Here is a 24,489-nt window from a genome sequence, read left to right on the forward strand (position 1 = left end):
CCCGCGATGACCTGCGTCCGGCCAATCCGTCCGCCCGCCGCGCGCGCCACCGGACGAAGTCCACGCGCTGACCGCGGCCTGCCGGAATGCCCGCGGGCTGCGGGCTGCGGGCTGCGGCTGCGGCTGCGGCTGCGGCTGCGGCTGCGGCTGCGGCTGCGGCTGCGGATCAGGCCATGCCGAGCGCGTTCTTGTAAAGTTCCAGAATGGTCTCTTCCTCGGCGATGTCGTCGGGCTTGCGCTTGCGCAGGGCAACGACCTTCTTCATCACCTTGGTGTCGTAGCCGCGCCCCTTGGCCTCCGCCATCAGCTCCTTCTGCTGCTCGGTCACGTCCTTCTTCTCGGCCTCGAGCTGCTCGTAACGCTCGATGAACTGGCGAAGCTCGTCGGCGGTGACGTTGTAGGAATCCAGCGGGTCGCTCATGTTTCTGCCTCTCGCTCTCGTTGGCGCCCCTCCTATCGCGGGCGGGGGGCGCTGATCAAGCGGCAGCCGGGCTTGCCAGCGCGCCCGCGCTCGGCTAGGCCCGCGGACGCGCAGTCAGGCGAGGGAGGCAGCGATGGAATGGCTGATCTGGATCGGGGCAGCGATCTCGCTCGCCGGGGTCGGCGGGCTGGTCTGGTGCATCTGGCTCGCGCTGGCGGCGCGTCGGTCAAACCTGCCCGATGCCGAGATGCGGCAGCGGCTGCAGCATGTGGTGGTGCTGAACCTCGCCGCGCTCGGGATCTCGGCCATCGGTCTCATGTGCGTGGTGGCGGGGATCCTGTTCGGCTGACGGATCCCCGGGGCCGGCGCTCAGACCGGCATGTTGTCGAAATCGGCCTCGATCTCGGCATCCGTCCGGTCAGTGGGCGGCAAAACGAGTGCAAGGGCCCGCATTTCGGCAAGGAGGTGACCGAGTCCCTGTTCGCTGTCCGTCGCGACTTCGGGCTTCGGGGTCTCGTCCTTGGTCTTCTTCGCGTGTGTCACCTTCTCCTCCTCGGCCGGGCTCAACCGGCGCAATTGCGGCAGAACGGGGTGTAGGGCAGCACGTCCAGTCGTGCCTCGCCGATCTCGGCGCCGCATCTCACGCAGTAACCGTAGTCGCCTGCGTCGATGCGGGCAAGTGCCGCGGTGATTGCGCGGATCTCCTGCTGGCCGGAGTTGCCCATGCTTTCGAGCACCTCCTCGCCCTCGCGTTCGGTGGCGAGTTCCTCCCAGTCGCGGGAGTTGTGCGAGTCGAGCTCCGCCTCGATGTTCTCGAGGCGCGACCCGAGATCGGCAAGACGGGCCTCCAGCTGGGCCTTGCGTTTGGCGATGTCGGTCATGGTGCTTCTCCTCTCGTCCCGAAGACGTTAGGCGATGGCCCGAAGGCGATCCTTGACGCAGGTCAATGCTTTCAGGCCGAGAAACAGGGGGGCCGCCGGCGGCTTTCCTCCTGCGGCGGCGGACGGTATGGTCGCACGGTGGCGCCCTCGCGCCACCCTTGCCGCCGCAGAAGGACCGCCATGAGCATTCGCCCCCTGACCGACCGTTACGCCGTCTCGCCCCAGATCACGCCCCAGGATCTGCCGGCGCTGCGCGCGGCGGGCTACACCACGATCATCGACAACCGCCCCGACGGCGAAATCCCGCCGCCGCTGCACTCGGCCGAGATGCGGCGCGCGGCCGAGGCGGCCGGCTTCGTCTTCGTCGAGAACCCGGTGGTCGGCGGGGCGATCACGCTGGAGAACGTCGCGCGGCAGCGCGCGGCGATCGACGCGGCCGACGGGCCCGTGCTGGCCTATTGCGCCTCGGGCAACCGGTCCTCGATCGTCTGGGCGCTGGCGAATGCGGGCCGGATTCCCACCGACGAGCTGATCGCCCTGCCCGCCCGGCACGGCTACCGGCTGGAAGACTTCCGCCGCGACATCGACCGTCTGGCGGCCGAGGCGTCCTGAGCGCCGCCGCGGCAGAGGGACCGCCCGGACGGCGCCGGACGCTCGCTCCACGGGCTCGTCAGTCGTCCGTGCCGGTCATCGGCAACGGCATGACCGTGGCGCCGGCCGCCGGGGCCACCACGGCACTTGAAAGCCGCACCGCGCGCATTCCCCGATGCTGGCCCAGCCGGCCCTCGGCAACCGGCCGACCATCGAGACCCTCGAAGGCGATCCGCTCCAGCGACGCCTTCGGCAGTTCGACGACATCGCCCACCTGCCAGCCCATCAGTGCTCCTAGCGGCAGTGTCAGCCGCTCCAGCACCGCGTCTAGCCGGCAGTCGGCCGCCAGAACCTGCTCGGACAAGGCGGCGGAAAAGGACGGCTCGGCCCCGGTCCCCACGGGCTCGGCATCCGGCAGGGCCGGACGTTCGCCGCGCCCGTCCGCGGGCAAGGCCAGCAGCAGCGGCCCGGTCTTGGCGCCCAGCGCCAGTTCGACCTCGGCCACGAGGACGCGGTAGGTGCAGTCCTCCAGCAGCAGGCCGAGCGGCCGTGGATCGTCGAGGAACGAGGCGTAGCGGAAGCCCGCGGCCCAGACCCGATCCTCCTCGGCCTCGAGTTGCTGGTCGAGATCGGCGAGCGCCCTGTCGAGGAAGCCCGAGACCATCGCGGCATCGGTGCGCGTCGGCTTGCGCACCGCCGTCGGCGCGGCGGAGACACGGCCGATCGTCTGCACCTCGATCAGGGCGGAAAGCACGGGCGGCGAGAGCGCCGCCAGGCCCAGCGCCTCGCCCGGCCCTTCGAGCACGGCATAGAGCGAACGCGCCTCCGGCATCTCGAGCAGTTCGGTCAGCGATCGCCTCGCCGATGTAAGACCCGAGACCTCCACCGCCAGCGCGAAGGCGTCCCGGCCCGACCGGGCCAGCGCCAGCCGCCAGGCGCGCTCCGCCCCCGCGGGAGGCGGGTCGGCCGGCCGGGCTTTCGCCTCGATCTTGCGTCTGAGCACGCTTCCGTCCACGCCCGGGCCCCGTATCGTCCTTCCCGTCGTTCCTGACACATCAGCCTTTACAAAAGGTTGACGGCCGGAGGTGGCGCGACCGGATCGGATCCGGGGCGGCCAGCGGAACGCGCAGGGGCCGCCAGGGCGCCTGAAGGACCCGCGGAATTACCTCTCCGCGCTCTGGATCCGACCCACGACGGCCGGGGAAGCCCGCAGGGGCGGCAAGGGCGTCTGACCGCCGGTGAAGCCTGCCGGCGGGTCCCGGACGCGGCGCCGGTATCGGGCATCAGGCGGCGCGCTGCAGGCGCAGCGGCAGGGTCACGCGGAACGCCGCCCCGCCCTGGCCGGGCAGATAGGTGATGGTGCCGCCAAGATTGGCCATCACCTCGCGGCAGATCGCGAGCCCGAGGCCCGCCCCGCCCGCCCGTGTCTGATCCGACAGCCGCGCGAACTTTTCGAAGATCAGCTCCTGGCTCTCCTTCGAGATGCCCGAGCCGTTGTCGATGAAGTCCACCGTCACCCGGCCGCCCTTCTGCCGAACGGCGATGCGCAGCTCGGGCTGCTCGGCATCGCAGTATTTGCGCGCGTTCGAGATCAGGTTGATGAAGACCTGCGCCAGCCGGTCGCCGTCGGTGTGCAGGAAGATGTTCTCGGCCGCCGGATCGCGATGGATGACGAAGCCGCGCTCGGGCCGGGTGTGGGCGGCGGCCTGCAGCGCCCGGTCGATCATCTCGTGCAGATTGGACAGCCCGAGGTTCAGCTGGACCGATCCGTTCTCGAGCACCGACAGGTCGAGCAGGTCGTCGAGCAGCCGCGTGAGCCGGATCGCCTCGTCATGAATGATCCGCGCGTAACGGCCGGACATCTCTGGCGGCATGTCGCCCTCCATCAGGATTTCGGAGAAGGCGCGGATCGAGGTCATCGGCGTGCGCAGCTCGTGGCTGATCTGGCTGAGAAAGGCGTCCTTCTGCACCGAAAGCCGCGTGAGCTTCTCGTTGGCGTCGCGCAGCTGGCGCGCGGTGCGGGTCAGCTCGTCCTGCTGCGCCTCGAGACGGGCGGAATATTCCATGATCTGCGCGGTCTCGTTGGCCACCGCCATCAGATCCTCGACCGAGACCACGGCCCGCCCGGCAAGCTGGGCGAGCATGGCATGGGCCGTGGCCGCGCCGACCGAGCCCGCAAGGCGCCGCTCCAGCCGCTCGACGAAGGCGGGCGTCGGGTCGGGCAGATAGCCCACCTTGCCCTGCGCCCGCGCCTCGGCCTCGAACATGGCAAGCGCGGGCTCCTCGCCCAGGATGCGCTGCGCCATCACCAGCAGTTCCTCGGCCTCCGCCTTGCCCTGTGCCCAGCCCTGCGGGCCGCGGTTGCCGGTCTCGAACACGTTGACGAAGGCCGCGCCCTGCAGCCGCTCCAGCGGGCCGGGAAAGGTCACCAGCGAGGCGACGAAGAAGGCGGTCGCATTAAGGACCAGCGACCAGAACATCGAATGGATCAGCGGGTCCATGTCCGCCACCCCGAACAGCGCCTGCGGACGCAGCCAGCCGATGCCGAACGGCCCGTCGGCAAGAACCGGCGCCGGCAGGAGGGAGCCCGGGCCGAGCGAGGGCAGGAACAGCGTGTAGATCCAGACCGCGAAGCCGATCGTCAGGCCCCAGAGCGCGCCGGCCCGTGTGGCGCCCCGCCAGAAGATCCCGCCGAGCATCGCAGGCAGGATCTGCGCCACCCCGACGAAGGAGATCAGGCCGATGGCGGCAAGCGCCCCCGACCCGCCCGAAAAGCGGTAATAGCCGTAGCCGAGCGCCAGAACCCCGGCAATCGAGATCCGGCGCGACAGCAGCACGAGGCGGCGCACATCCCCCGAGACCGCCGGCGCAGGGCGCAGCGACAGCCAGAGCGGCATGACGATGTGGTTCGACACCATCGTGGACAGGGCGACCGCCGCCACGATCACCATGGCCGTGGCCGAGGAGAACCCGCCGAGGAAGGCCAGCATCGCCAGCGCGCCCTGACCGCGATCCAGCGGCACCGTCAGCACGAACAGGTCCGGGTTGGCGCCCGCCGGCATGATCTCGAGCCCGACCACGGCGATGGGCACCACGAAGAGGCTCATCAGGAACATGTAGAGCGGGAAGGCCCAACTGGCGGTAGCGAGGTGACGCTCGTCCCCCGTCTCGACCACGAGAACCTGGAACATCCGCGGCAGGCAGACCACCGCGGCCGCGGACAGGAAGGTCAGCCCGGCCCAGCGGGACGGATCGAGCGACCAGTCGGCAATCGAGGAGCGGTTGATGCGGTCCACGACGTCGGAAGGCCCGTCCGCGATACCCCAGACCACGAAGCTTCCCACGCCGACCAGCGCCACCAGCTTCACGATGCCCTCGACCGCGATGGCGGTCACGATGCCGGTGTGCTGCTCGTTCGCATCGAGCTTGCGGGTGCCGAACAGGATGGTGAAGAGCGCAAGCCCCGCCGCCACCCAGATCGCGGTGCTGTTGCGATCCGGCATGGTCCAGCCCTCGCTGGAGCCGCTGGCGAAGACGCTGAAGCTGAGTGTCACGGACTGGAGCTGCAGCGCGATGTAGGGCGTCGCCGCCACCACGCAGAGCAGCGTGACCAGGATGCCGAGCAGGTTCGACTTTCCATAGCGCGACGAAATCAGGTCGGCGATCGAGGTCACGCGCTGCTGGCGTCCGATGCGCACGAGCTTGCGCAGAACCCACCACCAGCCGACGAAGACCAGCGTGGGGCCGAGGTAGATCGTCAGGAACTCCAGCCCCGAGCGCGCGGCGTAGCCCACCGCGCCATAGAAGGTCCAGGCGGTGCAGTAGATCGACAGCGACAGCGTATAGACCAGCGGCGAGCGCAGCCAGGGCAACGCCTCGCCCACCGCCCGGCGCTCGACCAGGAAGGCCACGATGAACAGCAGGATCACATAGGCGAGGCAGGCAAGGACGAGGACGTCGAACGGCATCAGACCGGCCCATCCTCCTCGGCGCCATCCTCGCGCGCCTCGGCCCGCAGGCCCGGCGCCATGGCGGCTGCGGCCACGATCAGCAGCGCCCAGACCACGAAGAGGTAGATCCCGTCCGGCGCGGTGTCCCGCCGGTCGGTCGCCGCCGGCTCCCACAGGATCGGCAGCAGGAAAAGAAATGCGCCCAGCACCGGCAGCAGGCGGGCGGCATCGCGAAGCCTGCGTCGCCGATACGACCGCCGGGCAAGGAACAGCGGCGAAGGCCGCCGGCTCATCGCGCTACCGACAGCGGCGAGGGCAGCCGGCTCATCGCGGCACCAGCGCCCGGACCGAGGCCAGCATCTCGGTATTGGAAAATGGCTTTGACATGAATGCGTCCGCGCCCGCCTTCTCGGCCGCGGCGCGGTCGCGGACCTGACCCTTGGCCGAGAGCATCAGCACCGGCAGGTCCTCGGTCTGCGGATCGGCGCGGATCGCCGACAGGATGTCGAAGCCGCTCATGCCCGGCAGCATCAGGTCGAGGATCAGAAGATCCGGCTGCGAACTGCGCACGACCTCGATGGCGTCCGCCCCGCCCGCATGGGTCGAGACCTTCAGCCCATCCCGCATGAGGATGAACCGGATCGCCTCGGCAATGTTCGGCTCGTCCTCGATCAGCAGCACATGTGCCGTCATGCTCCCTCTCCCCCCGAGGGACAGGCACGTCCGGGCCGCCCTCCCCCTGTCTCCCTCAAGCGACTATCTGCGGAAAACGGGTTTCTGTCAAAGCAGGAGCTTCAGGACCCTTCGAGCAGGATCGAGGGCTCGCGCCGCGCCGGACAGTCGGGGCGCGGGCAGATCCGGCAACTCGTGCCGACCGCGCGCGGCGGATGGGACGGGTCCGGCACCGCGGGCTCGATCAGCATCCCCGCCTCGCGAAGCTCCGGGCCGCGGAAGCCAGCGGGATGGCGCGGCTCGCAATAGGCACGGGCGCGGAAGCGCCTCCGCGTCCGCGCGGCGGGCTCCACGACCGCTTCGACCGGGCTCATCGGCCGGGCCAGCGCCTCGAACAGCGGCCAGAGCGGACAGGCCGCGCCGAAGCGCGGCAGCAGGAATCCCTCGGGCGGCTTGCGGAATACGAGCGTCCCCGAGCCGTCGCAGATCACGAGGCCCGCCACCGCACCGGGCAGCGTGGCGATCCGGCGGAAGACCGCGAGCACGCCCACGCGGAAGCGCCGGGCGATCAGCACCGGGTCGCCCTCGGCCGCAAGGGCCGCGCGGAAGGGCACGAGCGGCATGGCCGCCGCATCCTCGGCCGCACGGGCGATCCAGTCGCGCGCCATCGCCCGCGCCGAGGCCGACACCAGCGCCTCGATCTCGGCCTCGAGGACGTCGCGCCCGCCCTCGGCCTCCAGTTCCGCCAGATGCCAGCCCCGGCCGGCCAGCCAGCCCTCCACCTCCTCCTGCGGCGCGGCAAGACCCTCCTGGTCATCCTCGCCCGAGCCATCGAGATAGGCCACCAGCGCCTCGGCCCCCACGGCCAGCCGCTCGCTGTCGGCATGGATGTTGGCGTGGAACCGCGCGCGCCAGTCGGGCTCGATGTCCTCGGTCTCGGCCAGGATCGCCGCCGTCGAGCGCACGGCGCTGACGGCCGAAAGCACCTCGTGCAATGCCTCGCTCAGGTGGGTGTCATGCGTCATGCGGTCGTTCAGCGCATTGACCGTGCGCTCCAGCAGGCCGATGCGGCGGTGCTGCGTGGCCAGCATCCGCGCCCAGCCGGGGAAGCGGCCGACAAGATCCTCGACCCGGTCGAGTTCGGGCTGTTCGTCGCCGGCAGAGGCTGCGGCGGCGCGCAGGTCTTCGATCAGCAGGCCCTCGGCACCGGCGGCAAGGGTCTGCGCGTCGATCTTCAACGCGCGTGCGAGGCGCAGCAGCACGTCCTCGCCGATCCGGCGCCGGTTGTGCTCGATCAGGTTGAGGTAGGAGGCCGAGATGCCCGTGGTCCGCGCCAGCTCGGCCTGGCGCAGCCCCAGCTGAAGCCTCCGCTCGCGCACCCGGCTGCCCATCAGGGCGGTCATCGGCATGGATGGTCTCCCGGAACTTTACAGGATTCTTCCGCAAGCTCCGCCACTCGCGCAAGTGTTTTCAGCGGCAGCTTTTCCGGCTGCCCGGGCAAGGGCCCTTTGGTGCGGCCAGCCGCACCGCCTGCGGGCGGTCGCGGCCGGCGACCCCCGCCGTCAGGCGTCGGCCACGACCTGCTGGCGCTGGTGTCCCAGCCCCTTGACCCCCAGTTCCACCACGTCGCCGGGCTTCAGGAACCGCTGGGGCTTCTTGCCCATCCCCACGCCCGGCGGCGTGCCGGTCGAGATCACGTCGCCCGGATGCAGCGTCATGAACTGCGACAGGTAGCTGACCAGATGAGCTACCCCGAACACCATCGTGCGGGTCGAGCCGTCCTGCATCGTCTCGCCGTTCAGCTTCAGCCACATCGGCAGGGTCTGCGGGTCGGCGACCTCGTCCCGGGTCACGAGCCAGGGCCCGAGCGGCCCGAAGTTGTCGCAGCTCTTGCCCTTGGTCCACTGCCCCGCGCGCTCGATCTGGAAGGCGCGTTCCGAGACGTCATTGGCCACGGCATAGCCCGCGACATGCGACAGCGCCTCGGCCTCGGAGACGTATTTCGCGCGGGTGCCGATGATGACCGCCAGTTCAACCTCCCAATCGGTCTTGACCGAGCCGCGGGGGATGAGGATCGGATCGTCCGGCCCGCAGACGGCCGAAGTCGCCTTCATGAAGACGATCGGCTCTGCCGGGACGGCGGCGCCCGTCTCCGCGGCGTGGTCGGAATAGTTCAGGCCGATGCAGATGAACTTGCCGATGCCCGCGACGCAGGGGCCGAGCCGGGTGCCCGGTTCGACCACCGGCAACGAGGCGGGATCGAGGTTGCGGAGCCGCTCCAGCCCGGCATCGGACAGCACCGGCCCCGCGATGTCGGACACCACGCCCGACAGGTCGCGGATCGTGCCGTCGGCGCAGAGCAGCCCGGGTTTCTCGGCCCCCGCGGGCCCGTGGCGCAGCAGTTTCATGGGATCTCCCCCCTCGGATGTTGGCAGCCGCATCGATGCCATGGCTCGGTCCGGGGGTATAGCGGAATCCGCCTGTCGCCACCGCCGGTGCAGGATCGTCACGACACGGCCGCCGTCCTCGCCGAGCAGTGCCCTGCGGCCCCGCGTCGTGGGCAGAGGCGGCCGGCCGATCAGCGCCGACTAGACCGGCGAGGAGCTGACCTTCCTGCCGCCCGCAGCATCAGAGCCGCCCGCAGGGCGCGAGGGCGCATCCGGCTGGATGCGCCCCCGGCTCACGCGGCGTGGGCGTCAGTTCAGCGCCTTGTCGGTGATGTCGTGGGTCCAGGCGCCCTCGGGCTCCTTCGAGATCACGGGGTCCGAGCCGCCGCCGAGCAGTGCCGCAACCGTGCGCTTGTAGTCGGCTTCGTCCAGCGCGCCGTTCGAGCCGGCGGTGAGCTTCGCGATCTCGCCCATCATCCGCTTCTGGTGGGTCTCGGTCTGCGCGCCGGTGTCGTCGTTCTCCAGCACGATGTCGGCCGCCTCGTCGGGGTTCTCCTCGGCCCATTTCCAGCCCTTCATCGAGGCGCGGACGAACTTGACCATCGTCTCGGAGAAGGCCGGGTCCTTCAGCTTGTCGGACATGACGTAAAGCCCGTCCTCGAGCGTCGCCACGCCCTGATCCTCATACTTGAAGGTCACGAGGTCCTCGGGCTTCAGCCCGGCGTCGATCACCTGCCAGTATTCGTTGTAGGTCATGGTCGAGATGCAGGCCGCCTGCTTCTGCAGGAGCGGATCGACGTTGAAGCCCTGCTTGAGCACCGTCACGCCCTCGGGCGAGCCGTCCGTCGGCAGGCCGAGCTTCGACATCCAGTTCAGGAACGGATATTCGTTGCCGCCGAACCAGACCCCCAGCGTCTTGCCCTTGAAGTCCTCGGGGGTCGAGACACCCGATTCCTTGAGGCAGGTCAGCATCATGCCCGACGACTTGAAGGGCTGGGCGATGTTGACGATGTCGGCCCCCTGCTCGCGCGCGGCCAGCGCCGAGGGCATCCAGTCCACCATCACGTCGGCGCCGCCGCCGAGCAGCACCTGCACCGGCGCGATGTCCGGCCCGCCCGGCTTGATGGTGACCTCGAGTCCCTCCTCCTCGTAGAAGCCCTTGTCCTTGGCGACGTAGTAGCCCGCGAACTGCGCCTGCGTCACCCACTTGAGCTGCAGCGTCACCTCCTCGGCCTGCGCCGCCCCGGCGATGAGCGCGAGCGCCGCCGCTCCGGTCAGAAGTCCTTTCATCCTATACCTCCGTGTTGTGCCCCTTCGGGCTATTGTTGACGTCGTTGCGAGGGGTGCCAGAAGGTCACCCCGCGTTCGATCAGGGCCACCGCCCCATAGAAGGCCGAACCCGCCAGCGCGGCAACCGCAATCTCGGCCCAGACCATGTCGAGGCCGAGCCGCCCGACCTCGGTCGAGATGCGGAAGCCCATGCCGCGGATCGGACTGCCGAAGAATTCGGCGACGATGGCCCCGATCAGCGCGAGCGTGGTCGCGATCTTCAGGCCGTTGAAGATGAAGGGCATCGCGGCAGGCAGGCGCAGCTTCAGGAGCGTCTGGGCATAGCTGGCGGAGTAGGTCTTCATCAGGTCGCGCTGCATGCTGTCGGTGGCGGCAAGCCCTGCGACCGTGTTCACCAGCACCGGGAAGAACACCATCACCACCACGACCGCCGCCTTCGACTGCCAGTCGAAGCCGAACCACATGACAAGGATCGGCGCGATCCCCACGATCGGCAGCGCCGCCACGAAGTTGCCGACCGGCAGCAGGCCGCGCTGCAGGAAGGGCGAGCGGTCGATGGCGATGGCAGTCAGCACCGCCGCGCCGCAGCCGATCAGCCAGCCGGTCAGCGCGCCCTTCACGAAGGTCTGCACGAAGTCGCCCCAGAGAACCGGCAGGCTCGACGCGATCCGCGCCCCGATGGCCGAGGGCGGCGGCAGGATGACCGAGGGCACCTGAAGCCCCCGCACCAGCAGCTCCCAGACGACCAGAATCGTCAGCCCGAAGATCGCGGGCACCACCAGCCGCCCGGCCCTCGTGGTGGAAAAGCGCGAATGCGAGATGCGGACGTTCAGCAGCAGCGTGCCGATCCAGAACGCGAGCGCGGCGAGGATCCAGATCATCGCGCCATCCCCATCCGACGCAGCACGACCGCCTGCACCCAGCCCACGATCCCCACCAGCACCGCCGCCACGATGGCCGCCGCAAACAGCGCCGCCCAGATCTGGATGGTCTGGCCATAGTAGCTGCCCGACAGCAGGCGCGCGCCGAGGCCCGCCACTGCACCGGTCGGCAGTTCGCCCACGATGGCGCCCACAAGGCTGGCCGCGATCCCCACCTTCAGCGAGGCAAAGAGATAGGGCATCGAGGCCGGCAGGCGCAGCTTCCAGAAGGTCTGGGCACGGCTCGCGTTATAGGTGGAAAGCAGGTCGAGCTGCATCCGGTCGGGGCTTCTCAGGCCCGTCACCATGCCGACGACCACCGGGAAGAAGCTCAGATAGGCCGAGATCACCGCCTTCGGCAGCAGCCCCGACACGCCGATGGAATTCATCACCACGATGATCATCGGCGCAATGGCGAGGATCGGGATCGTCTGGCTCGCGATCGCCCAGGGCATCACGCTCTGGTCCATCGCCTTGTTGTGGATGATCCCCACCGCCAGAAGGATACCGAGGCCGGTGCCGATGCCGAAGCCCAGCAGCGTCGCCGAGAGCGTGATCCAGGCGTGATAGACGAGGCTCCGCTTCGAGGTCACCTTTTGCCCCGTCACCCCGTCCCACAGCCCCTTGGCCACCTGATGCGGCGCGGGCAGCACCGGGCGTTCCTGCGTCATGGTCTGCGGGACGAGGTCGAGGAACGAAACCTCGGTGCCCGAGCGGGCGGCCTGATCGCGGACCCAGGCCGCGTTCATCCCCACCGCTGCGGCATACCAGAGGCCAACGATCACCGCGACGACCGTCAGGACCGGGACGACCGACCTCATGGGCGCACCTCAGTCGTCATAGGAATGCCCGGCCCTCAGCCCCTCGCGGACGCGGTGGGCGATCTGGATGAACTCTGCGCTGTCGCGGATGTCGAGCGGCCTCTCGCGCGGGAGCGGGCTTTCGATCACGTCGGTGATCCGGCCCGGACGGGGCGACATCACGACGATCCTCGTGGACAGATAGACCGCCTCGGGGATCGAATGGGTCACGAAGCCGATGGTCTTGCCCGTCCGCGCCCAGAGCTTCAGCAGAGCCTCGTTCAGCCGGTCGCGCACGATCTCGTCCAGCGCGCCGAAGGGTTCGTCCATCAGCAGGATGTCGGCATCGAAGGCCAGCGCCCGGGCGATCGAGGCGCGCTGCTGCATGCCCCCCGAAAGCTGCCAGGGATATTTCTTGCCGAAACCTTCAAGGTCAACCAGTTGCAGCACGTCCTTCACGCGCCGCTCCTGCTCGGCCCGGCTGAACCCCATGATCTCGAGCGGCAGCCGGATGTTGCCCGTGATGGTGCGCCAGGGATAAAGCCCCGCAGCCTGGAAGACATAGCCGTAAGCCCTTCTCTTCCTTGCCTCTTCGGGCGTCATGCCGTTGACGGTCAATTCCCCCTCGGTCGGATGCTCAAGCGCCGCGATGGCGCGCAGGAAGGTGGTCTTGCCGCATCCCGAAGGCCCGATGAACGAGACGAAATCCCCCTTCATCACCTGCAGGTTGACGTCCTTCAGGGCATGCACCGGCCCGTCCGCCGTCTGGAAGGTGAGGCCCACCTTCCGCGCATCGATCACGGGCCGGCCTGTCGTCGCGTCCGACATCACACCCCCGTCGCCGGGATGCCCGACCGCACCACGGGCCGCGGCGCCGTCAGTTCCTTCCAGGCGGACAGCGCACGGTTGACCGCCGGCCGCGGCTCGCGGGCGACAAACTTGCCGTGGCCCTCCTTCGTGCGGATTTCCCCATCCGCCACAGCCACATGGCCGCGCGAGAGCGTGTAGCGCGGCAGGCCCTTCACCTCTTTCCCTTCGAACACGTTGTAGTCGATGGCCGACTGCTGCGAGCCGGCCGAGATCACCTTGGTCTTCTCGGGGTCCCAGACCACGAGGTCGGCATCCGCCCCCACCAGAACCGCGCCCTTCTTCGGGTAGCAGTTCAGGATTTTCGCGATATTCGTGGAGGTTACGGCCACGAATTCATTCGGCGTGAGACGTCCCGTGTTCACGCCATGCGTCCAGAGCATCGGCATCCGGTCCTCGAGCCCGCCGGTGCCGTTCGGGATCTTGGTAAAATCGTTCAAGCCGAACCGCTTCTGATCCGTCGTGAAGGCACAATGGTCGGTCGCCACCACCGACAGCGAGCCCGACTGAAGCCCGGCCCAAAGGCTGTCCTGATGCTGCTTGTTGCGGAACGGCGGGCTCATCACACGGCGGGCGGCATGGTCCCAATCGGGGTTGAAATACTCGCTCTCGTCCAGCGTCAGGTGCTGGATCAGAGGCTCGCCCCAGACCCGCTTGCCCTGCATCCGGGCACGGCGGATCGCCTCGTGCGCCTCCTCGCAGGAGGTGTGGACGACATAGAGCGGCACGCCCGCCATGTCGGCGATCATGATGGCGCGGTTCGTGGCCTCGCCCTCGACCTGCGGGGGACGTGAATAGGCGTGGGCCTCGGGCCCGCGGTTGCCTTCGGCCAGCAGGCGTGCCGAAAGCTCGGCCACCACGTCGCCGTTTTCGGCATGCACCATCGCCAGCGCCCCCAGATCGGCACAGCGACGGAAGCTCGCGTAAAGCTCGTCGTCGTTCACCATCAGGGCGCCCTTGTAGGCCATGAAGTGCTTGAACGAGGTGATGCCCTGATCGACCACGGCCTTCATCTCGTCGAAGACCTGCTCGCCCCACCAGGTCACCGCCATGTGGTAGGAGTAGTCGCAGTTCGCGCGCCCCGACTTGTTGTGCCACATGGCGAGCGCGTCGAGCAGCCCCTGCCCGGGCGAGGGCAGCGCGAAATCCACCACCATCGTGGTGCCGCCCGCCAGCGCCGCCCGCGTGCCGCTTTCGAAATCGTCCGAGGAATAGGTGCCCATGAAGGGCATCTCGAGATGCGTGTGCGGGTCGATGCCGCCCGGCATGACGTAGCAGCCGGTGGCGTCCAGCACCTCGTCGCCCTTGAGATCCGGGCCGATGGCCGCGATCACCCCGCCCTCGATCAGCACGTCAGCCTTGTAGGTCAGGTCGGCCGTGACGATCGTTCCGTTCTTGATGACTGTGGACATGGCTGCGCTCCAATCAGGTCCATTACGAAGCAGCTGCTAAGCCAACGAATCGGACTAAACAGCTCAGTTCCACGGCGAGTCCATTGAGCCTGCTCACGGCGCTTAGGTACTCACAGCGTTCAGGCGGTGCTTGCGGCGAAATGCCTTCATCATTTCCCGTTCGACTGTGACATGGAACAGACTGCCTGCCACAACTCCCGCGAAAGCCATCAGAAGGGCTGTTCCAAGTGGCGGAAGCACCGCCGCCAGCCCTAGGTGTCCGACAATCATGGTCGCTAGGATTATCGCGATGCTGTGGAGTAGGTAGATCGAATAAGAGGCGTCCCCCAAGAAGGTCATCAATCGGGTCACCCTGACGAGGCGCAATTCCTCGGCCCGCACCGCAGCCAAGATCATCGCACCAGCGCCGAGCCCGTACAGAACGACCGTCACAGTATCGTGAAGTTGCGGCTCGAGCAGGATGATTACGGAGAAGAGCAGCAAGCCGCCACCGAACAGGCCGCCGCAGAGCAATGCACTCGCCGGCAGGTGGCTACTGTAGCTCGCGGCACAAATGCCAACGAGAAACAGCAGGTTGTACGGCGAAAAGAAAAAAGACTGCGGAAATATGGGACTCACCCCCATCGCCATACTCAACGGAATAAGTGCAGTGCAGACAGTCCACCACGCTGCCAAGACCATCCAGCCGATGCGCGGTGAGCAGATAGCGAGGGCAAACAGGCAGTAGAACAGCAGTTCGTGCGACAGCGTCCAAGCCACTGTCATCGGCGGCAATCCGTCGAACGGCACAAGCAGGATCGCACGGGCAATGTTGATCGCCCCGCTCAGCAGCTTGTCTATCTGGCCGGACGCTGCCTGTCCCGCGACGAACATTGCGAAGACTATCCAGAACATTGGGTAGATCCTTACCAGCCGGTTGCGCAAATAGCCCCACAACTGGTCCGGCCGGCCAAGGTCCTTCCGGTGGATGTGAAAGATGATGAAGCCGCTGAGCACGAAGAAGAACTCGACGCCTGCATGACCTGCCTCGATGAAGCGGTTAGATACCTCGACGCCGAGCCGCTCGTCCGTGATCAACCGCGCGTGGAACAGCACCACGTAAACGGCCGCAATGCCGCGACCGGCCTGAAGAGTATCCAACCTTGCAATCGTTTGTGCCGCCGGCGAAGCGATGCTCATGCTACGACGCCCGCGGTCTCCAGCACCGCGTGGAACAGCACATCCGTCCCCGCGGCCGCCCATTCCGGCGAGATCTCCTCGGCCTCGTTGTGCGAAAGCCCGCCCACGCAGGGGCACATGACCATCGTCGCGGGCGCCACGCGCGCCGCCCAGCAGGCGTCGTGGCCCGCGCCCGAGATCAGGTTCATGTGGCTCAAGCCCAGCTTCTCGGCCGCCGCGCGCACCGTCTGCACCAGTTCGGGCGCGAAGGTGACGGGGTCGAAATGGCCCACCGGCTCGACCGAGCAACCCACGCCCAGCTCCGCGCAGATCGCCGCGGCCCGCGTCTCTATCTCGGCCCGCATCCCGTCGAGCTTGGCCTGATCGGGCGAGCGGATGTCCACGGTGAAGACCACCGTCCCCGGCAGCACGTTGCGCGAGTTGGGGCTGAAGGTCACCTGTCCCACGCCGCCCACCGCGCCGGGCTGGGCGGCCATCGCCACCTCCTGCACCATCTCGAAGATCCGCGCCATGGCGAGGCCGGCGTTCACCCGCATCGTCATGGGGGTCGAGCCGGTGTGCGCCTCGCGCCCGGTCAGGGTGAACTCCAGCCACCAGAGGCCCTGGCAGTGCGTCACCACGCCGATGGTCTTGCCCTCGGCCTCGAGGATCGGTCCCTGCTCGATGTGAAGCTCGTAATAGGCGTGCATCTTGCGCGCGCCGACGGCCTCGTCGCCCTTCCAGCCGATGCGCGAAAGCTCCTCGCCAAAGCTCTTGCCCTCCAGATCGCGGCGCGCGTAGGCGTAGTCGAGCGTGTGGACTCCCGCGAAGACGCCCGAGGCCAGCATGGCGGGGGCGAAGCGCGCGCCCTCCTCGTTGGTCCAGTTGGTGATGACGATGGGGTGCTTCGTGCGGATGCCGAGGTCGTTCATCGTGCGCACGCATTCCAGCGCGCCCAGCACCCCCAGCACGCCGTCATACTTGCCGCCCGTGGGCTGGGTGTCGAGGTGGCTGCCGACATAGACCGGCAGCGCGTCCGGGTCCTCGCCGGGGCGCATCGCGAACATCGTGCCCATGGCGTCCACGCCCATCGAGCAACCCGCCGCCTCGCACCAGCGGGCAAACAGCGTGCGCCCCTCGGCATCGGCGTCCGTCAGGGTCTGGCGATTGTTGCCGCCGGCGATACCGGGGCCGATCTTCGCCATCTCCATCAGGCTGTCCCACAGGCGTTCGCCATTTATGCGCAGGTTCTCACCCGCGGCCGGAATGTCCGCCATCGTCGTCTCCCTGTCCGGGGTCGCCACGGTTACGCGGTCGCCCCGACTCTTTCTGTTGCTCTTTGGCTGACCAGTTGGTCTCATCGGAGCGCACCATAACCTGACCAAGCGGTCAATGATTATCTCGAAGCCATGCCCGACGCGCTCCGCCCCACCAAACGAGAGGAAAGCCGCCGCGAGACCGAGCGCGCAATCCTTGCCGCCGCCGAAAAAGTCTTTGCCGAGGCCGGGTTTGGCGGCGCCACCATGCAGCTCATCGCGGACATGGCGGGGCTGCCGAAGGCCAACCTGCACTATTACTTCCCGACCAAGGAGGCGCTCTACCGCCGCGTGGTTCAGGACATCTTCGAGATCTGGCTGCATGCGGCGGATGCGCTCGACGAGGCGGACTGCCCCGTGGCGGGCATCGGTGCCTATATCGACGCCAAGATGGAGATCTCGCGCCGGCGCCCCTATGGCTCGAAGGTCTGGGCGAGCGAGGTCATGCACGGCGCGCCGGTGATCCAGGACTATCTGGAGACGACCTTGCGCGACTGGACCGAGGGCCGCGCGGCCGCGATCCGGCGCTGGATCGCTGAAGGGCGGATGCGGCCGGTCGATCCCTACCACCTGCTCTACATGCTCTGGGCGACGACCCAGCACTATGCCGATTTCGGCCACCAGATCGAGACGTTGAACGGCGGGCAGCCGCTGTCGGACGAGGACTGGGCAGCCGCGACGGACAGCGTGAAGGCGATCATCCTTCGCGGGATCGGCGCGCTCTAGCGATGAAGGGACCGGCCCGCACGGGGAGGCTCTCGTGGCGAGGATGTTCGAAACCTTGCCGGTGCGACGCCCGCGCCCGGGCCTGCCCGACCCTTGGCGGGGTCTCCTCCAGTCGCAAGCCGCCACTCCCGGCGATCGGAGCGGCAGGGGTTTGACCATCCGGTAAAGGCCGGGCTAGGCTTGCGCCATCGGAGGAGACACAGATGATCCCGCACCCCAGGACCCCCAGGGCATGAGCCAGCCGCGGCAGACCCGCATCCAGCGGCGCAATTCCGAAGTCATCCTCGAAGCCGCGCTCGAGGTGTTTTCCCAGCAGGGGTTCCGCGGGGCGACTCTCGACCAGATCGCCGAGGTGGCGGGGTTGTCGAAGCCGAACCTGCTCTATTACTTCCCCTCCAAGGAGGCGATTCATGTCGCGCTCCTGTCGCGGCTGCTGGATACCTGGCTCGACCCGCTCAGGGCGATGAACCCGGCGGGCGATCCGGTGGCCGAGGTTCTGGGCTACGTGCGCCGCAAGCTGGAACTGTCGCGCGACTTCCCACGCGAAAGCCGGCTGTTCGCCAACGAGATCCTGCAGGGCGCGCCGCGGATGCGCGCCGCGATCGAGGGCGACCTGCGGGCGCTGGTCGAGGACAAGGCCGCCGTGCTGACCCGCTGGATGGACGAGGGGCGGATTGCGCGCCTCCATCCGGTACACCTGATCTTCTCGATCTGGGCCATGACACAGCACTATGCCGATTTCGACGTGCAGGTGCATGCGGTGCTGGGAGAGGGCGAACCTGACCCCTACCCCGAGGCGCAGCGCTACCTGGAAACACTGTTCCGCCGCCTGCTTGCCGTCTGACCACCGGAGGAGCTTGCCTGCGCAAACCCGGCCCTCGCGATGCGCCTGCGCCTGAAGCGGGACCGGCGAACGGTCGGCACCCCTGGCCGCGGCGCCGGACGGGAGAAGCTCACGTATCGCGGACGAGGCGTCAGCGGGACGCGCCACGCTCCTCTCGCCCTGCCGCGCAGGACCGGGCTGCAGTTGTGCCCCCGCCCTGTTCCCGCACCTGCCACCGGCGGGCAGATGCCCTGACACTGGTGCGTGGGGCCCGCGACCGGGGCTACCCCGACATTGGCAAGTGGGGGACGGCGACGGGCACCGCCCCCTCTGCCGGTCAGCCGACCGGGTTGATGTCGCCCACGAAGTTGAGCAGGTCGGTCATCGTGAAGGTGTCGGGATCGGCGCGCGGCAGTTCGGGCGTCCAGTTGCTGCGCATCCAGAGGAACGAGCGATGGTCGCCATGGACGAGGCCAAGGAAGGTCTCGGCAAGGATCGTCGCCCCCACCGGCCCGAGGCGCCGGCCCTCGCGCAGCAGTTCCGCTTCCTTCAGGATGTAGTACCAGAGCGGCGTGGTCCGGTGCAGGCCGTGCTCGGCCGCCGCGGCGCCGTCCGGCCCGGCATCGGCGATGTCCTGCGGGTCGAGGGGCGCCACTCCCATCGCCGCCGCCACCGCCTGCCCCGAGGGCAGCCCCAGCAGCACGCCGCGCCGCAGGTTCAGGAAGGCGAGGTTGCCCATCTTCTCGGACGGCGCGCCCGGCAGCGTGTGCAGCGCCGGCACCAGCATCGGGTCGATCCGGCGCGAGGGGTTGACGGTGACGCCGTCCGGATTGCCGCCAAAGTCGAAGTAGCGACGCCAGTCGATCACCCAGTTCGACGGCAGGCTCGCCTGCGGCCCGACCGGCGGGAAGGCCCCGGCCGGCGCACCTGCCGCCAGATTGCCGAGGATGGCGCCGGACTTCGCCGTGAAGGCGAAGAGCAGGCCCAGCGTGGCGGGCGCCAGCGCTCCGGGGCCGAAGCGGAACACGCGGTTGTGGTTGTAGCCCTCGCGAACCATCGAATGGCCCAGCCGGTAGGCCGCGGCCGAGAACTCGACCGGCATGTAGGGGCGCGAGCGGAAGCGGTAGAAACGCCGGCCCTCGCGCCGGATGCGGCGGACGAGGCCGGGTTCGGTCAGCCGCTCCACGAAGTCGAAGAGCACGATCCACTGGTAGTGCCATGTCGCGAGCCGCCGGGCCTCGTCGAACAGCTCGGCCGCGCTCAGGCCGGGGGTGCGCTCCGCCACCCAGTCCACCACCGCGTTGTGAAAGCGGATGAAGGCCAGGTGGGTCTGCGCGACCAGCAGGTTCTCGTCATTGCGCTCGTCGCCGATGATGGCGCGGCCGGCGCTGCTGCGCGGCAGGTCGTTCGGCAGGTCCGGCACCAGCCCGCCCGCCTCGTCCGGCGAGGCGGTGGCGCGGCCGACCAGCAGCTTCGGCGTCATCGCCCCTGTCGCCGGGTCGCGCTGGTAGAGATAGGGCGCCAGCGCCGGCCCAGGCCCGTAAAGCGCATCGAGATCAAGCGCCGGTGTGCGGAAGTTCACCGTGGCCAGCGGGTCCTCGCGCTGCACCTCCTGCGGGGTGAGGTCGAGCGTGATGTCATGGTCGATGAACTGGCCAAGGTAGGTGAAGCCCGCCGGAACCTCGGGGTTGTTGCCTGCGGCCCCGCCCGGGTCGGGATCCTTCATGGCGCGGGCAAGATCGAGCAGCGCCTCGTCCGGCACGACGAGCGGCGGCAGGAAGGGAAACATCCGGCCGAACTTGCCCGGATCGCCATGCCCGTTCAGCGCGTTCAGCGCGGCAGGCGACGGCTGGCGCGGCGAGTGGCCGTGGTGGCATTCGAGGCTGCCGCGTCGCGGAGGGTTCTGGGGAACGGCGTTACGGAAATCCTGAGGAGCGGTCATGAAATGACTCCAACATCTGGCTGAAAAGGGGAAGCGGAAAAGGTCGTGCAAAAACGGGATGCGTGCCGGGAATCAAAAGGGCACGCTCAAGAATAGATCAACCGGAGGCAGAAAGCAAAACCTGCCTCTCGCGCGAACGGTGCCTGGCCGACCGGGGCATGCATCCGGCGGAGGGGTCGCTTCGCAGGACATGGAACGCGCCGCGCCGCGCGGCGGGCATTGCGGCGGCGCCCCCAGGCGCCGCCGCCCGGTTGTCACTCGGCGGCTTCACGCACCGCCGGATTGTTCGGATGCGAAAGCCAGTTGGCATAATCGCCCACGGTGCGCCCCGTGCGCGGATCGACGCTGCCTTTCGGCAGTTCGCGCATGGTGATGCAGTTCTCGACCGGGCAGACGTCGACGCAAAGGTTGCAGGCGACGCATTCCTCGTCCTTCACGCTGAAGGTGCGGTCGGCCGACATGGCGATGGCCTGATGGCTGGTGTCCTCGCAGGCGGCGTAGCAGCGCCCGCACTTGATGCAGAGGTCCTGATCGATCTGCGCCTTGGTGACGTAGTTCAGGTTCAGATACTGCCAGTCGGTCACGTTCGGCACCGCGCGGCCGACGATCCCGGCGGTCGTCTCGAAGCCCTTGCCGTCCATGTAATCGGAAAGCCCCGAGATCATCTCCTGCACGATGCGGAAGCCGTAGGTCATCACCGCGGTGCAGACCTGCACGTTGCCCGCGCCGAGCAGCATGAACTCCACCGCGTCCCGCCATGTCGTGACCCCGCCGATGCCGGAGATCGGCAGGCCGTGGGTTTCGGGGTTCCGCGCGATCTCGGCCACCATGTTCAGCGCGATGGGCTTGACCGCGGGGCCGCAATAGCCGCCGTGGGTGCCCTTGCCGTCGATGGTCGGCATCGGCGCGAAGGCATCGATGTCGACGCCGGTGATCGAATTGATGGTGTTGATCAGGCTGACCGCATCCGCACCACCCCGCTTCGCGGCCTCGGCGGGCTTGCGGATGTCGGTGACGTTCGGCGTGAGCTTCACGATGCAGGGCATGCGGCTGTGCTTCTTCACCCAGCGCGTGACCATCTCGATGTATTCCGGCACCTGCCCCACGGCCGAGCCCATGCCGCGCTCGGCCATGCCATGCGGGCAGCCGAAGTTCAGTTCCACCCCGTCGGCCTCGGTGTCCTCGATGCGGGCAAGGATGTCCTTCCACGAGTCCTCGTCGCAGGGGACCATCAGCGAGATCACCAGCGCCCGGTCAGGGTAGTCGCGCTTGACCGACTTGATCTCGCGCAGGTTCACCTCGAGCGGGCGATCGGTGATGAGCTCGATGTTGTTCAGGCCCAGAAGCCGCCGGTCGGCGCCCCAGATCGCGCCGTAGCGGGGGCCGTTCACGTTGACGACCGGCGGGCCCTCGCTGCCCAGCGTCTTCCAGACCACGCCGCCCCAGCCGGCCTCGAAGGCGCGGCGGACGTTGTATTCCTTGTCGGTGGGCGGCGCCGAGGCGAGCCAGAACGGGTTCGGGGACTTGATGCCGATGAAGTCGGATTGCAGGTTGGCCATGGTTTTGGTCCTCAGAATGCGGAAGCGGGCCGCGGTGCGGCCTGAAGCGATGCCATGGAACGGGCAGCGGGGGTCAGCCGCCCGTGACGAGGTTCCAGAGGTAGCCGAGGATGTTGCCGCCGATCTCGCCCGACTTGGGCGTGGCCCAGGCCCAGGCGATGCAGCCCAGGATGTTGACCGGCGCGAACTGCCAGAAGGGCAGCCGCGAGACGCCGCCCATCACGAAGACCACCGCGCGCAGCGGGCCGAAGAAATGCCCGATCAGCACCGCGAAGGCACCCCAGCGCGCGAAGGCATCGGTGCCCCGCATGATCAGCGCGCGATGGTCGCGCATCGGCCGCATCTCGAGCGCCTTCTGGCCAAAGCGCCAGCCCAGCCAGTAGGAGAAGAACGAGCCGATCATCGCCCCGATCGAGGCTCCGACCCAGATCGGCAGGAAGTCGAGCCCGCCGGTGGCCACCAGCGCGCCCACTCCGAACAGGATCGCGGTCGAGGGGATCAGGATCGACAGGAAGGCCGTGGTCTCGGCCGCAGCAAAGGCCAGCGCGATCCACAACGCCCAGGCGCTGTTGTCGCGGATGAAGTCCACGATCGTCTCGACGATGCCGCCCATGTGCCTCTCCGGTTGTGACCGGGAAAGGACCTAGCCCCTCGACCGGATGCGTGCAAGCGACGCTCATGGCTGCGTCAACGCGGCATGGATGTCGATGGCGGCATCCCGCCCCTGCGCCACGGCCGTCACCGTCAGGTCCTCGCCGCCGGTGGCGCAATCGCCGCCGGCCCAGACGCCGGACAGGCTGGTGCGGCCTGCGGCATCCACGGCGATCTTGCCGCCCTCGAGCGCGAGCGCCTCGGGCACCTCGCCGAGCGTCTGGCCGATGGCCTTGAACAGCTGGTCCGCCTTCAGCCGGAAGGTCTCGGGCAGAAGCTTCAGGCCGGCCGGCCCGTCCTCGGTATAGGCGAACTCGACCTCGCGCACCGCGCCGTTGCCGTGCACCTTCACCGGCGCCGCGTTGCAGACGATGCGCACGCCATGCGAGGTCGCGTGGTCCTGCTCGTGGCGCGAGGCGCTCATCTTCTCCTGCCCGCGGCGGTAGACGATGGTCACCGTCTCGGCGCCCAGCAGCTTCGACTGCACCGCGGCATCGATGGCCGTCATGCCGCCACCGATCACCACCACGTCGCGGCCGACCGGCAGGCTGGCCAGATCCTCGGCCTGACGCAGCGCGGCGATGAAGTCCACCGCCGGATGGACATGCTCGCGGTCCTCGCCCTCGGCGCGCAGCGCGTTGACGCCCGACAGGCCCATGCCGAGGAACACCGCGTCATGATCCGCGCGAAGGCTCTCGAGCGTGATGTCCCTGCCGAGCGCCACGCCGGTCTTCAGCGTGATGCCGCCGATCATCAGCAGCCAGTCCACCTCGGCCTGCGCGAAGCCGCCGGGGGCCTTGTAGCTGGCGATACCGTATTCGTTCAGCCCGCCGGGCTTCGGGCGCGCGTCGTAAAGCGTGACGTCATGGCCCAGCATCGCCAGCCGGTGCGCGGCCGCAAGTCCCGCAGGCCCCGCGCCCACCACCGCCACCCGCTTGCCCGTCGCCGGCGCGCGGGTGAACGGATGAAGGTTCTTCGCCATCAGCGTATCCGTGGCGTGGCGCTGGAGGCGCGCGATCTCCACCGGCTTGCCCTCGGCCACCTCGCGGACGCAGACCTCCTCGCAGAGCTGCTCGGTCGGGCAGACCCGGGCGCACATGCCGCCGAGGATGTTCTGGGTGAAGATCGTCCGCGCCGCGGCCTCGGGCGTGCCGGTGGCGATCTGGCGGATGAACAGCGGAATGTCGATCGAGGTCGGACAGGCGGTGACGCAGGGCGCGTCGTGGCAGAAGTAGCAGCGGTCGGCCGCCACCCGCGCCTCGTGCGCGTCAAGCGGCGGGTCCACATCCGCGAAGTTCCGACAGTAGGCTTCCGCTGGCAGACGACCCGGCACGACGCCGGGCGTGAGCTGGCTGTTGGACAAGGGCGTGCCCTCCCTGGGCTGTTGTTGTGGGAAAAGGCTGACACGGGTCCGATTTTTTATCAAACGGTAAATAATGCCGCTGGCCTCGTGCCGGCCCTCCGCCTCCGGCAGCGCCTGAAAAAGCGGCAGAACCCGCAGTTCTCGCGACGAACTGGCGCTTTTCACCCCCGCAGGCTTTGCGTATAAGCCAGCGAAACCGCGCGCCCGGGTGGGGGCGTGGCCCATTCCCATCCGGCAGATCAGCCAACCGAGGACGGTCATGAGCAACAAGAACAACATTGAGGCCGATGTCGCCTTCATCCAGGCGCTCGCCGAGCTTCTGAACAAGAACGAGCTGACGGAACTCTCGGTGAAACGGGAATACGGCGAGGACGACAGCCTCGACGTGCGCGTGGTGAAGCAGGCCAACATCGTCACGACCCAGGTCGCCGCCCCGGTCATGCAGGCCGCCCCTGCCGTCGCGACCCCGGCCGCGGCAGCCACCGCCGGCGCCCCTGCCCCGGCGGTCGAGGATCCGGCCCAGCACCCGGGATGCGTCACCTCGCCGATGGTCGGCACCGCCTATGTCGCGGCCGAGCCGGGCGCCTCGCCCTTCGTGGCCGTGGGCACGACCGTGTCGGAAGGCCAGACGCTGCTCATCATCGAGGCGATGAAGACCATGAACCACATCCCCGCGCCGCGCGCGGGCACGGTGAAGCGCATCCTCGTCGCCGACGGCACCGCCGTGGAATATGGCGCGCCCCTCATGATCATCGAGTGA

Annotated in this window: 25 protein-coding genes; 5 read left to right on the forward strand and 20 right to left on the reverse strand. The window is 68.4% G+C overall.

The features are described from left to right. Window positions 1–166: 166 nt before the first annotated feature. Window positions 167–421 (reverse strand): GapR family DNA-binding domain-containing protein, encoded by a 255-nt coding sequence (locus CK951_RS09050; RefSeq protein WP_011908505.1) that lies wholly within the window; start codon window positions 419–421, stop codon window positions 167–169. 133 nt (window positions 422–554) lie between these two features. Here CK951_RS09050 and CK951_RS09055 point away from each other — a divergent pair, with 133 nt between their 5' ends. Next, window positions 555–770, forward strand: coding sequence for a hypothetical protein (locus CK951_RS09055; RefSeq protein ID WP_096785832.1), 216 nt, complete (start codon window positions 555–557; stop codon window positions 768–770). A 20-nt stretch (window positions 771–790) separates the two neighbouring features. Here the strand turns inward: CK951_RS09055 and CK951_RS21380 are convergent, their stop codons facing one another. Beyond that, window positions 791–964, reverse strand: a complete 174-nt coding sequence (locus CK951_RS21380) for a hypothetical protein (protein WP_096785833.1) — start codon at window positions 962–964, stop codon at window positions 791–793. 20 nt (window positions 965–984) lie between these two features. Then, a complete protein-coding gene (locus CK951_RS09065; RefSeq protein WP_096785834.1) occupies window positions 985–1,302 on the reverse strand; it encodes a TraR/DksA family transcriptional regulator in 318 nt (105 codons plus the stop codon). A gap of 180 nt (window positions 1,303–1,482) precedes the next feature. On the opposite strand from CK951_RS09065, the gene CK951_RS09070 reads away from it, so the two are divergent. Beyond that, a complete protein-coding gene (locus tag CK951_RS09070) occupies window positions 1,483–1,914 on the forward strand; it encodes a TIGR01244 family sulfur transferase (protein ID WP_096785835.1) in 432 nt (143 codons plus the stop codon). A gap of 58 nt (window positions 1,915–1,972) precedes the next feature. Here CK951_RS09070 and CK951_RS09075 read toward each other — a convergent pair whose 3' ends face one another. From CK951_RS09075 to CK951_RS09135, 13 genes are all read right to left on the reverse strand, one after another. Beyond that, a complete protein-coding gene (locus tag CK951_RS09075; protein ID WP_232520598.1) occupies window positions 1,973–2,896 on the reverse strand; it encodes a FliM/FliN family flagellar motor switch protein in 924 nt (307 codons plus the stop codon). 280 nt (window positions 2,897–3,176) lie between these two features. Then, window positions 3,177–5,861 carry an ATP-binding protein gene (locus tag CK951_RS09080; protein WP_096785837.1) on the reverse strand — a complete coding sequence of 895 codons (2,685 nt, stop codon included), beginning with the start codon at window positions 5,859–5,861 and terminating at the stop codon, window positions 3,177–3,179. Continuing rightward, window positions 5,861–6,136: a hypothetical protein gene (locus CK951_RS09085; protein ID WP_096785838.1), complete on the reverse strand. Its 276-nt coding sequence runs from the start codon at window positions 6,134–6,136 to the stop codon at window positions 5,861–5,863. The genes CK951_RS09080 and CK951_RS09085 overlap by 1 nt, the downstream gene beginning before the upstream one ends. A 31-nt stretch (window positions 6,137–6,167) precedes the next feature. After that, window positions 6,168–6,536 carry a response regulator transcription factor gene (locus tag CK951_RS09090; protein ID WP_096785839.1) on the reverse strand — a complete coding sequence of 123 codons (369 nt, stop codon included), beginning with the start codon at window positions 6,534–6,536 and terminating at the stop codon, window positions 6,168–6,170. Window positions 6,537–6,637: 101 nt separating this feature from the next. After that, entirely contained in the window at window positions 6,638–7,924 is a 1,287-nt protein-coding gene (locus CK951_RS09095) for a helix-turn-helix domain-containing protein (RefSeq protein ID WP_096785840.1), read from the reverse strand. A gap of 153 nt (window positions 7,925–8,077) precedes the next feature. Then, window positions 8,078–8,923: a fumarylacetoacetate hydrolase family protein gene (locus CK951_RS09100; RefSeq protein ID WP_096785841.1), complete on the reverse strand. Its 846-nt coding sequence runs from the start codon at window positions 8,921–8,923 to the stop codon at window positions 8,078–8,080. A 288-nt stretch (window positions 8,924–9,211) separates the two neighbouring features. Then, window positions 9,212–10,192, reverse strand: coding sequence for an ABC transporter substrate-binding protein (locus CK951_RS09105; RefSeq protein WP_096785842.1), 981 nt, complete (start codon window positions 10,190–10,192; stop codon window positions 9,212–9,214). Between the two features lie 29 nt (window positions 10,193–10,221). After that, complete coding sequence (locus CK951_RS09110; protein WP_096785843.1) at window positions 10,222–11,073, reverse strand: ABC transporter permease; 852 nt, start codon at window positions 11,071–11,073, stop codon at window positions 10,222–10,224. Further along, on the reverse strand, window positions 11,070–11,933 hold the full coding sequence (locus CK951_RS09115) for an ABC transporter permease (RefSeq protein ID WP_096785844.1): 864 nt from the start codon (window positions 11,931–11,933) through the stop codon (window positions 11,070–11,072). The genes CK951_RS09110 and CK951_RS09115 overlap by 4 nt, the downstream gene beginning before the upstream one ends. 9 nt (window positions 11,934–11,942) lie before the next feature. After that, entirely contained in the window at window positions 11,943–12,740 is a 798-nt protein-coding gene (locus CK951_RS09120; RefSeq protein WP_096785845.1) for an ABC transporter ATP-binding protein, read from the reverse strand. Beyond that, window positions 12,740–14,191, reverse strand: a complete 1,452-nt coding sequence (gene hydA, locus CK951_RS09125; protein ID WP_096785846.1) for a dihydropyrimidinase — start codon at window positions 14,189–14,191, stop codon at window positions 12,740–12,742. The genes CK951_RS09120 and hydA overlap by 1 nt, the downstream gene beginning before the upstream one ends. Before the next feature lie 102 nt (window positions 14,192–14,293). Further along, complete coding sequence (locus tag CK951_RS09130) at window positions 14,294–15,370, reverse strand: acyltransferase (RefSeq protein ID WP_157764528.1); 1,077 nt, start codon at window positions 15,368–15,370, stop codon at window positions 14,294–14,296. Then, on the reverse strand, window positions 15,367–16,626 hold the full coding sequence (locus CK951_RS09135; RefSeq protein WP_096785848.1) for a Zn-dependent hydrolase: 1,260 nt from the start codon (window positions 16,624–16,626) through the stop codon (window positions 15,367–15,369). The genes CK951_RS09130 and CK951_RS09135 overlap by 4 nt, the downstream gene beginning before the upstream one ends. Before the next feature lie 132 nt (window positions 16,627–16,758). On the opposite strand from CK951_RS09135, the gene CK951_RS09140 reads away from it, so the two are divergent. After that, a complete protein-coding gene (locus tag CK951_RS09140; RefSeq protein WP_096785849.1) occupies window positions 16,759–17,391 on the forward strand; it encodes a TetR/AcrR family transcriptional regulator in 633 nt (210 codons plus the stop codon). A 232-nt stretch (window positions 17,392–17,623) separates the two neighbouring features. After that, window positions 17,624–18,235 (forward strand): TetR family transcriptional regulator C-terminal domain-containing protein, encoded by a 612-nt coding sequence (locus CK951_RS09145; RefSeq protein WP_096785850.1) that lies wholly within the window; start codon window positions 17,624–17,626, stop codon window positions 18,233–18,235. 316 nt (window positions 18,236–18,551) lie between these two features. Here the strand turns inward: CK951_RS09145 and CK951_RS09150 are convergent, their stop codons facing one another. The 4 genes from CK951_RS09150 to CK951_RS09165 form a co-directional block, all read right to left on the reverse strand. Then, the gene (locus CK951_RS09150; protein ID WP_096785851.1) at window positions 18,552–20,156 is read right to left on the reverse strand and encodes a heme peroxidase family protein; all 1,605 of its coding nucleotides are present in this window, start codon (window positions 20,154–20,156) and stop codon (window positions 18,552–18,554) included. A gap of 254 nt (window positions 20,157–20,410) precedes the next feature. Continuing rightward, a complete protein-coding gene (preA, locus tag CK951_RS09155; RefSeq protein ID WP_096785852.1) occupies window positions 20,411–21,715 on the reverse strand; it encodes an NAD-dependent dihydropyrimidine dehydrogenase subunit PreA in 1,305 nt (434 codons plus the stop codon). A gap of 73 nt (window positions 21,716–21,788) precedes the next feature. Next, window positions 21,789–22,328: a DedA family protein gene (locus tag CK951_RS09160; RefSeq protein ID WP_096785853.1), complete on the reverse strand. Its 540-nt coding sequence runs from the start codon at window positions 22,326–22,328 to the stop codon at window positions 21,789–21,791. Window positions 22,329–22,391: 63 nt separating this feature from the next. Next, a complete protein-coding gene (locus CK951_RS09165; RefSeq protein WP_096785854.1) occupies window positions 22,392–23,729 on the reverse strand; it encodes an NAD(P)-dependent oxidoreductase in 1,338 nt (445 codons plus the stop codon). A 259-nt stretch (window positions 23,730–23,988) separates the two neighbouring features. Between CK951_RS09165 and accB the strand changes: the two genes are divergently transcribed. Continuing rightward, window positions 23,989–24,489, forward strand: a complete 501-nt coding sequence (gene accB, locus CK951_RS09170) for an acetyl-CoA carboxylase biotin carboxyl carrier protein (RefSeq protein WP_096785855.1) — start codon at window positions 23,989–23,991, stop codon at window positions 24,487–24,489.

Source organism: Rhodobacter sp. CZR27 (assembly GCF_002407205.1).
Lineage (GTDB): Bacteria > Pseudomonadota > Alphaproteobacteria > Rhodobacterales > Rhodobacteraceae > Cereibacter_A.

Coding starts and splice junctions, on each gene's coding strand:
- CK951_RS09050 (WP_011908505.1), bottom strand. CDS start 421: ATGAGCGACCCGCTGGATTCCTACAACGTCACCGCCGACGAGCTTCGC.
- CK951_RS09055 (WP_096785832.1), top strand. CDS start 555: ATGGAATGGCTGATCTGGATCGGGGCAGCGATCTCGCTCGCCGGGGTC.
- CK951_RS09065 (WP_096785834.1), bottom strand. CDS start 1,302: ATGACCGACATCGCCAAACGCAAGGCCCAGCTGGAGGCCCGTCTTGCC.
- CK951_RS09070 (WP_096785835.1), top strand. CDS start 1,483: ATGAGCATTCGCCCCCTGACCGACCGTTACGCCGTCTCGCCCCAGATC.
- CK951_RS09080 (WP_096785837.1), bottom strand. CDS start 5,861: ATGCCGTTCGACGTCCTCGTCCTTGCCTGCCTCGCCTATGTGATCCTG.
- CK951_RS09085 (WP_096785838.1), bottom strand. CDS start 6,136: ATGAGCCGGCGGCCTTCGCCGCTGTTCCTTGCCCGGCGGTCGTATCGG.
- CK951_RS09090 (WP_096785839.1), bottom strand. CDS start 6,536: ATGACGGCACATGTGCTGCTGATCGAGGACGAGCCGAACATTGCCGAG.
- CK951_RS09095 (WP_096785840.1), bottom strand. CDS start 7,924: ATGCCGATGACCGCCCTGATGGGCAGCCGGGTGCGCGAGCGGAGGCTT.
- CK951_RS09100 (WP_096785841.1), bottom strand. CDS start 8,923: ATGAAACTGCTGCGCCACGGGCCCGCGGGGGCCGAGAAACCCGGGCTG.
- CK951_RS09105 (WP_096785842.1), bottom strand. CDS start 10,192: ATGAAAGGACTTCTGACCGGAGCGGCGGCGCTCGCGCTCATCGCCGGG.
- CK951_RS09110 (WP_096785843.1), bottom strand. CDS start 11,073: ATGATCTGGATCCTCGCCGCGCTCGCGTTCTGGATCGGCACGCTGCTG.
- CK951_RS09115 (WP_096785844.1), bottom strand. CDS start 11,933: ATGAGGTCGGTCGTCCCGGTCCTGACGGTCGTCGCGGTGATCGTTGGC.
- CK951_RS09120 (WP_096785845.1), bottom strand. CDS start 12,740: ATGTCGGACGCGACGACAGGCCGGCCCGTGATCGATGCGCGGAAGGTG.
- hydA (WP_096785846.1), bottom strand. CDS start 14,191: ATGTCCACAGTCATCAAGAACGGAACGATCGTCACGGCCGACCTGACC.
- CK951_RS09130 (WP_157764528.1), bottom strand. CDS start 15,370: ATGAGCATCGCTTCGCCGGCGGCACAAACGATTGCAAGGTTGGATACT.
- CK951_RS09135 (WP_096785848.1), bottom strand. CDS start 16,626: ATGGCGGACATTCCGGCCGCGGGTGAGAACCTGCGCATAAATGGCGAA.
- CK951_RS09140 (WP_096785849.1), top strand. CDS start 16,759: ATGCCCGACGCGCTCCGCCCCACCAAACGAGAGGAAAGCCGCCGCGAG.
- CK951_RS09145 (WP_096785850.1), top strand. CDS start 17,624: ATGAGCCAGCCGCGGCAGACCCGCATCCAGCGGCGCAATTCCGAAGTC.
- CK951_RS09150 (WP_096785851.1), bottom strand. CDS start 20,156: ATGACCGCTCCTCAGGATTTCCGTAACGCCGTTCCCCAGAACCCTCCG.
- preA (WP_096785852.1), bottom strand. CDS start 21,715: ATGGCCAACCTGCAATCCGACTTCATCGGCATCAAGTCCCCGAACCCG.
- CK951_RS09160 (WP_096785853.1), bottom strand. CDS start 22,328: ATGGGCGGCATCGTCGAGACGATCGTGGACTTCATCCGCGACAACAGC.
- accB (WP_096785855.1), top strand. CDS start 23,989: ATGAGCAACAAGAACAACATTGAGGCCGATGTCGCCTTCATCCAGGCG.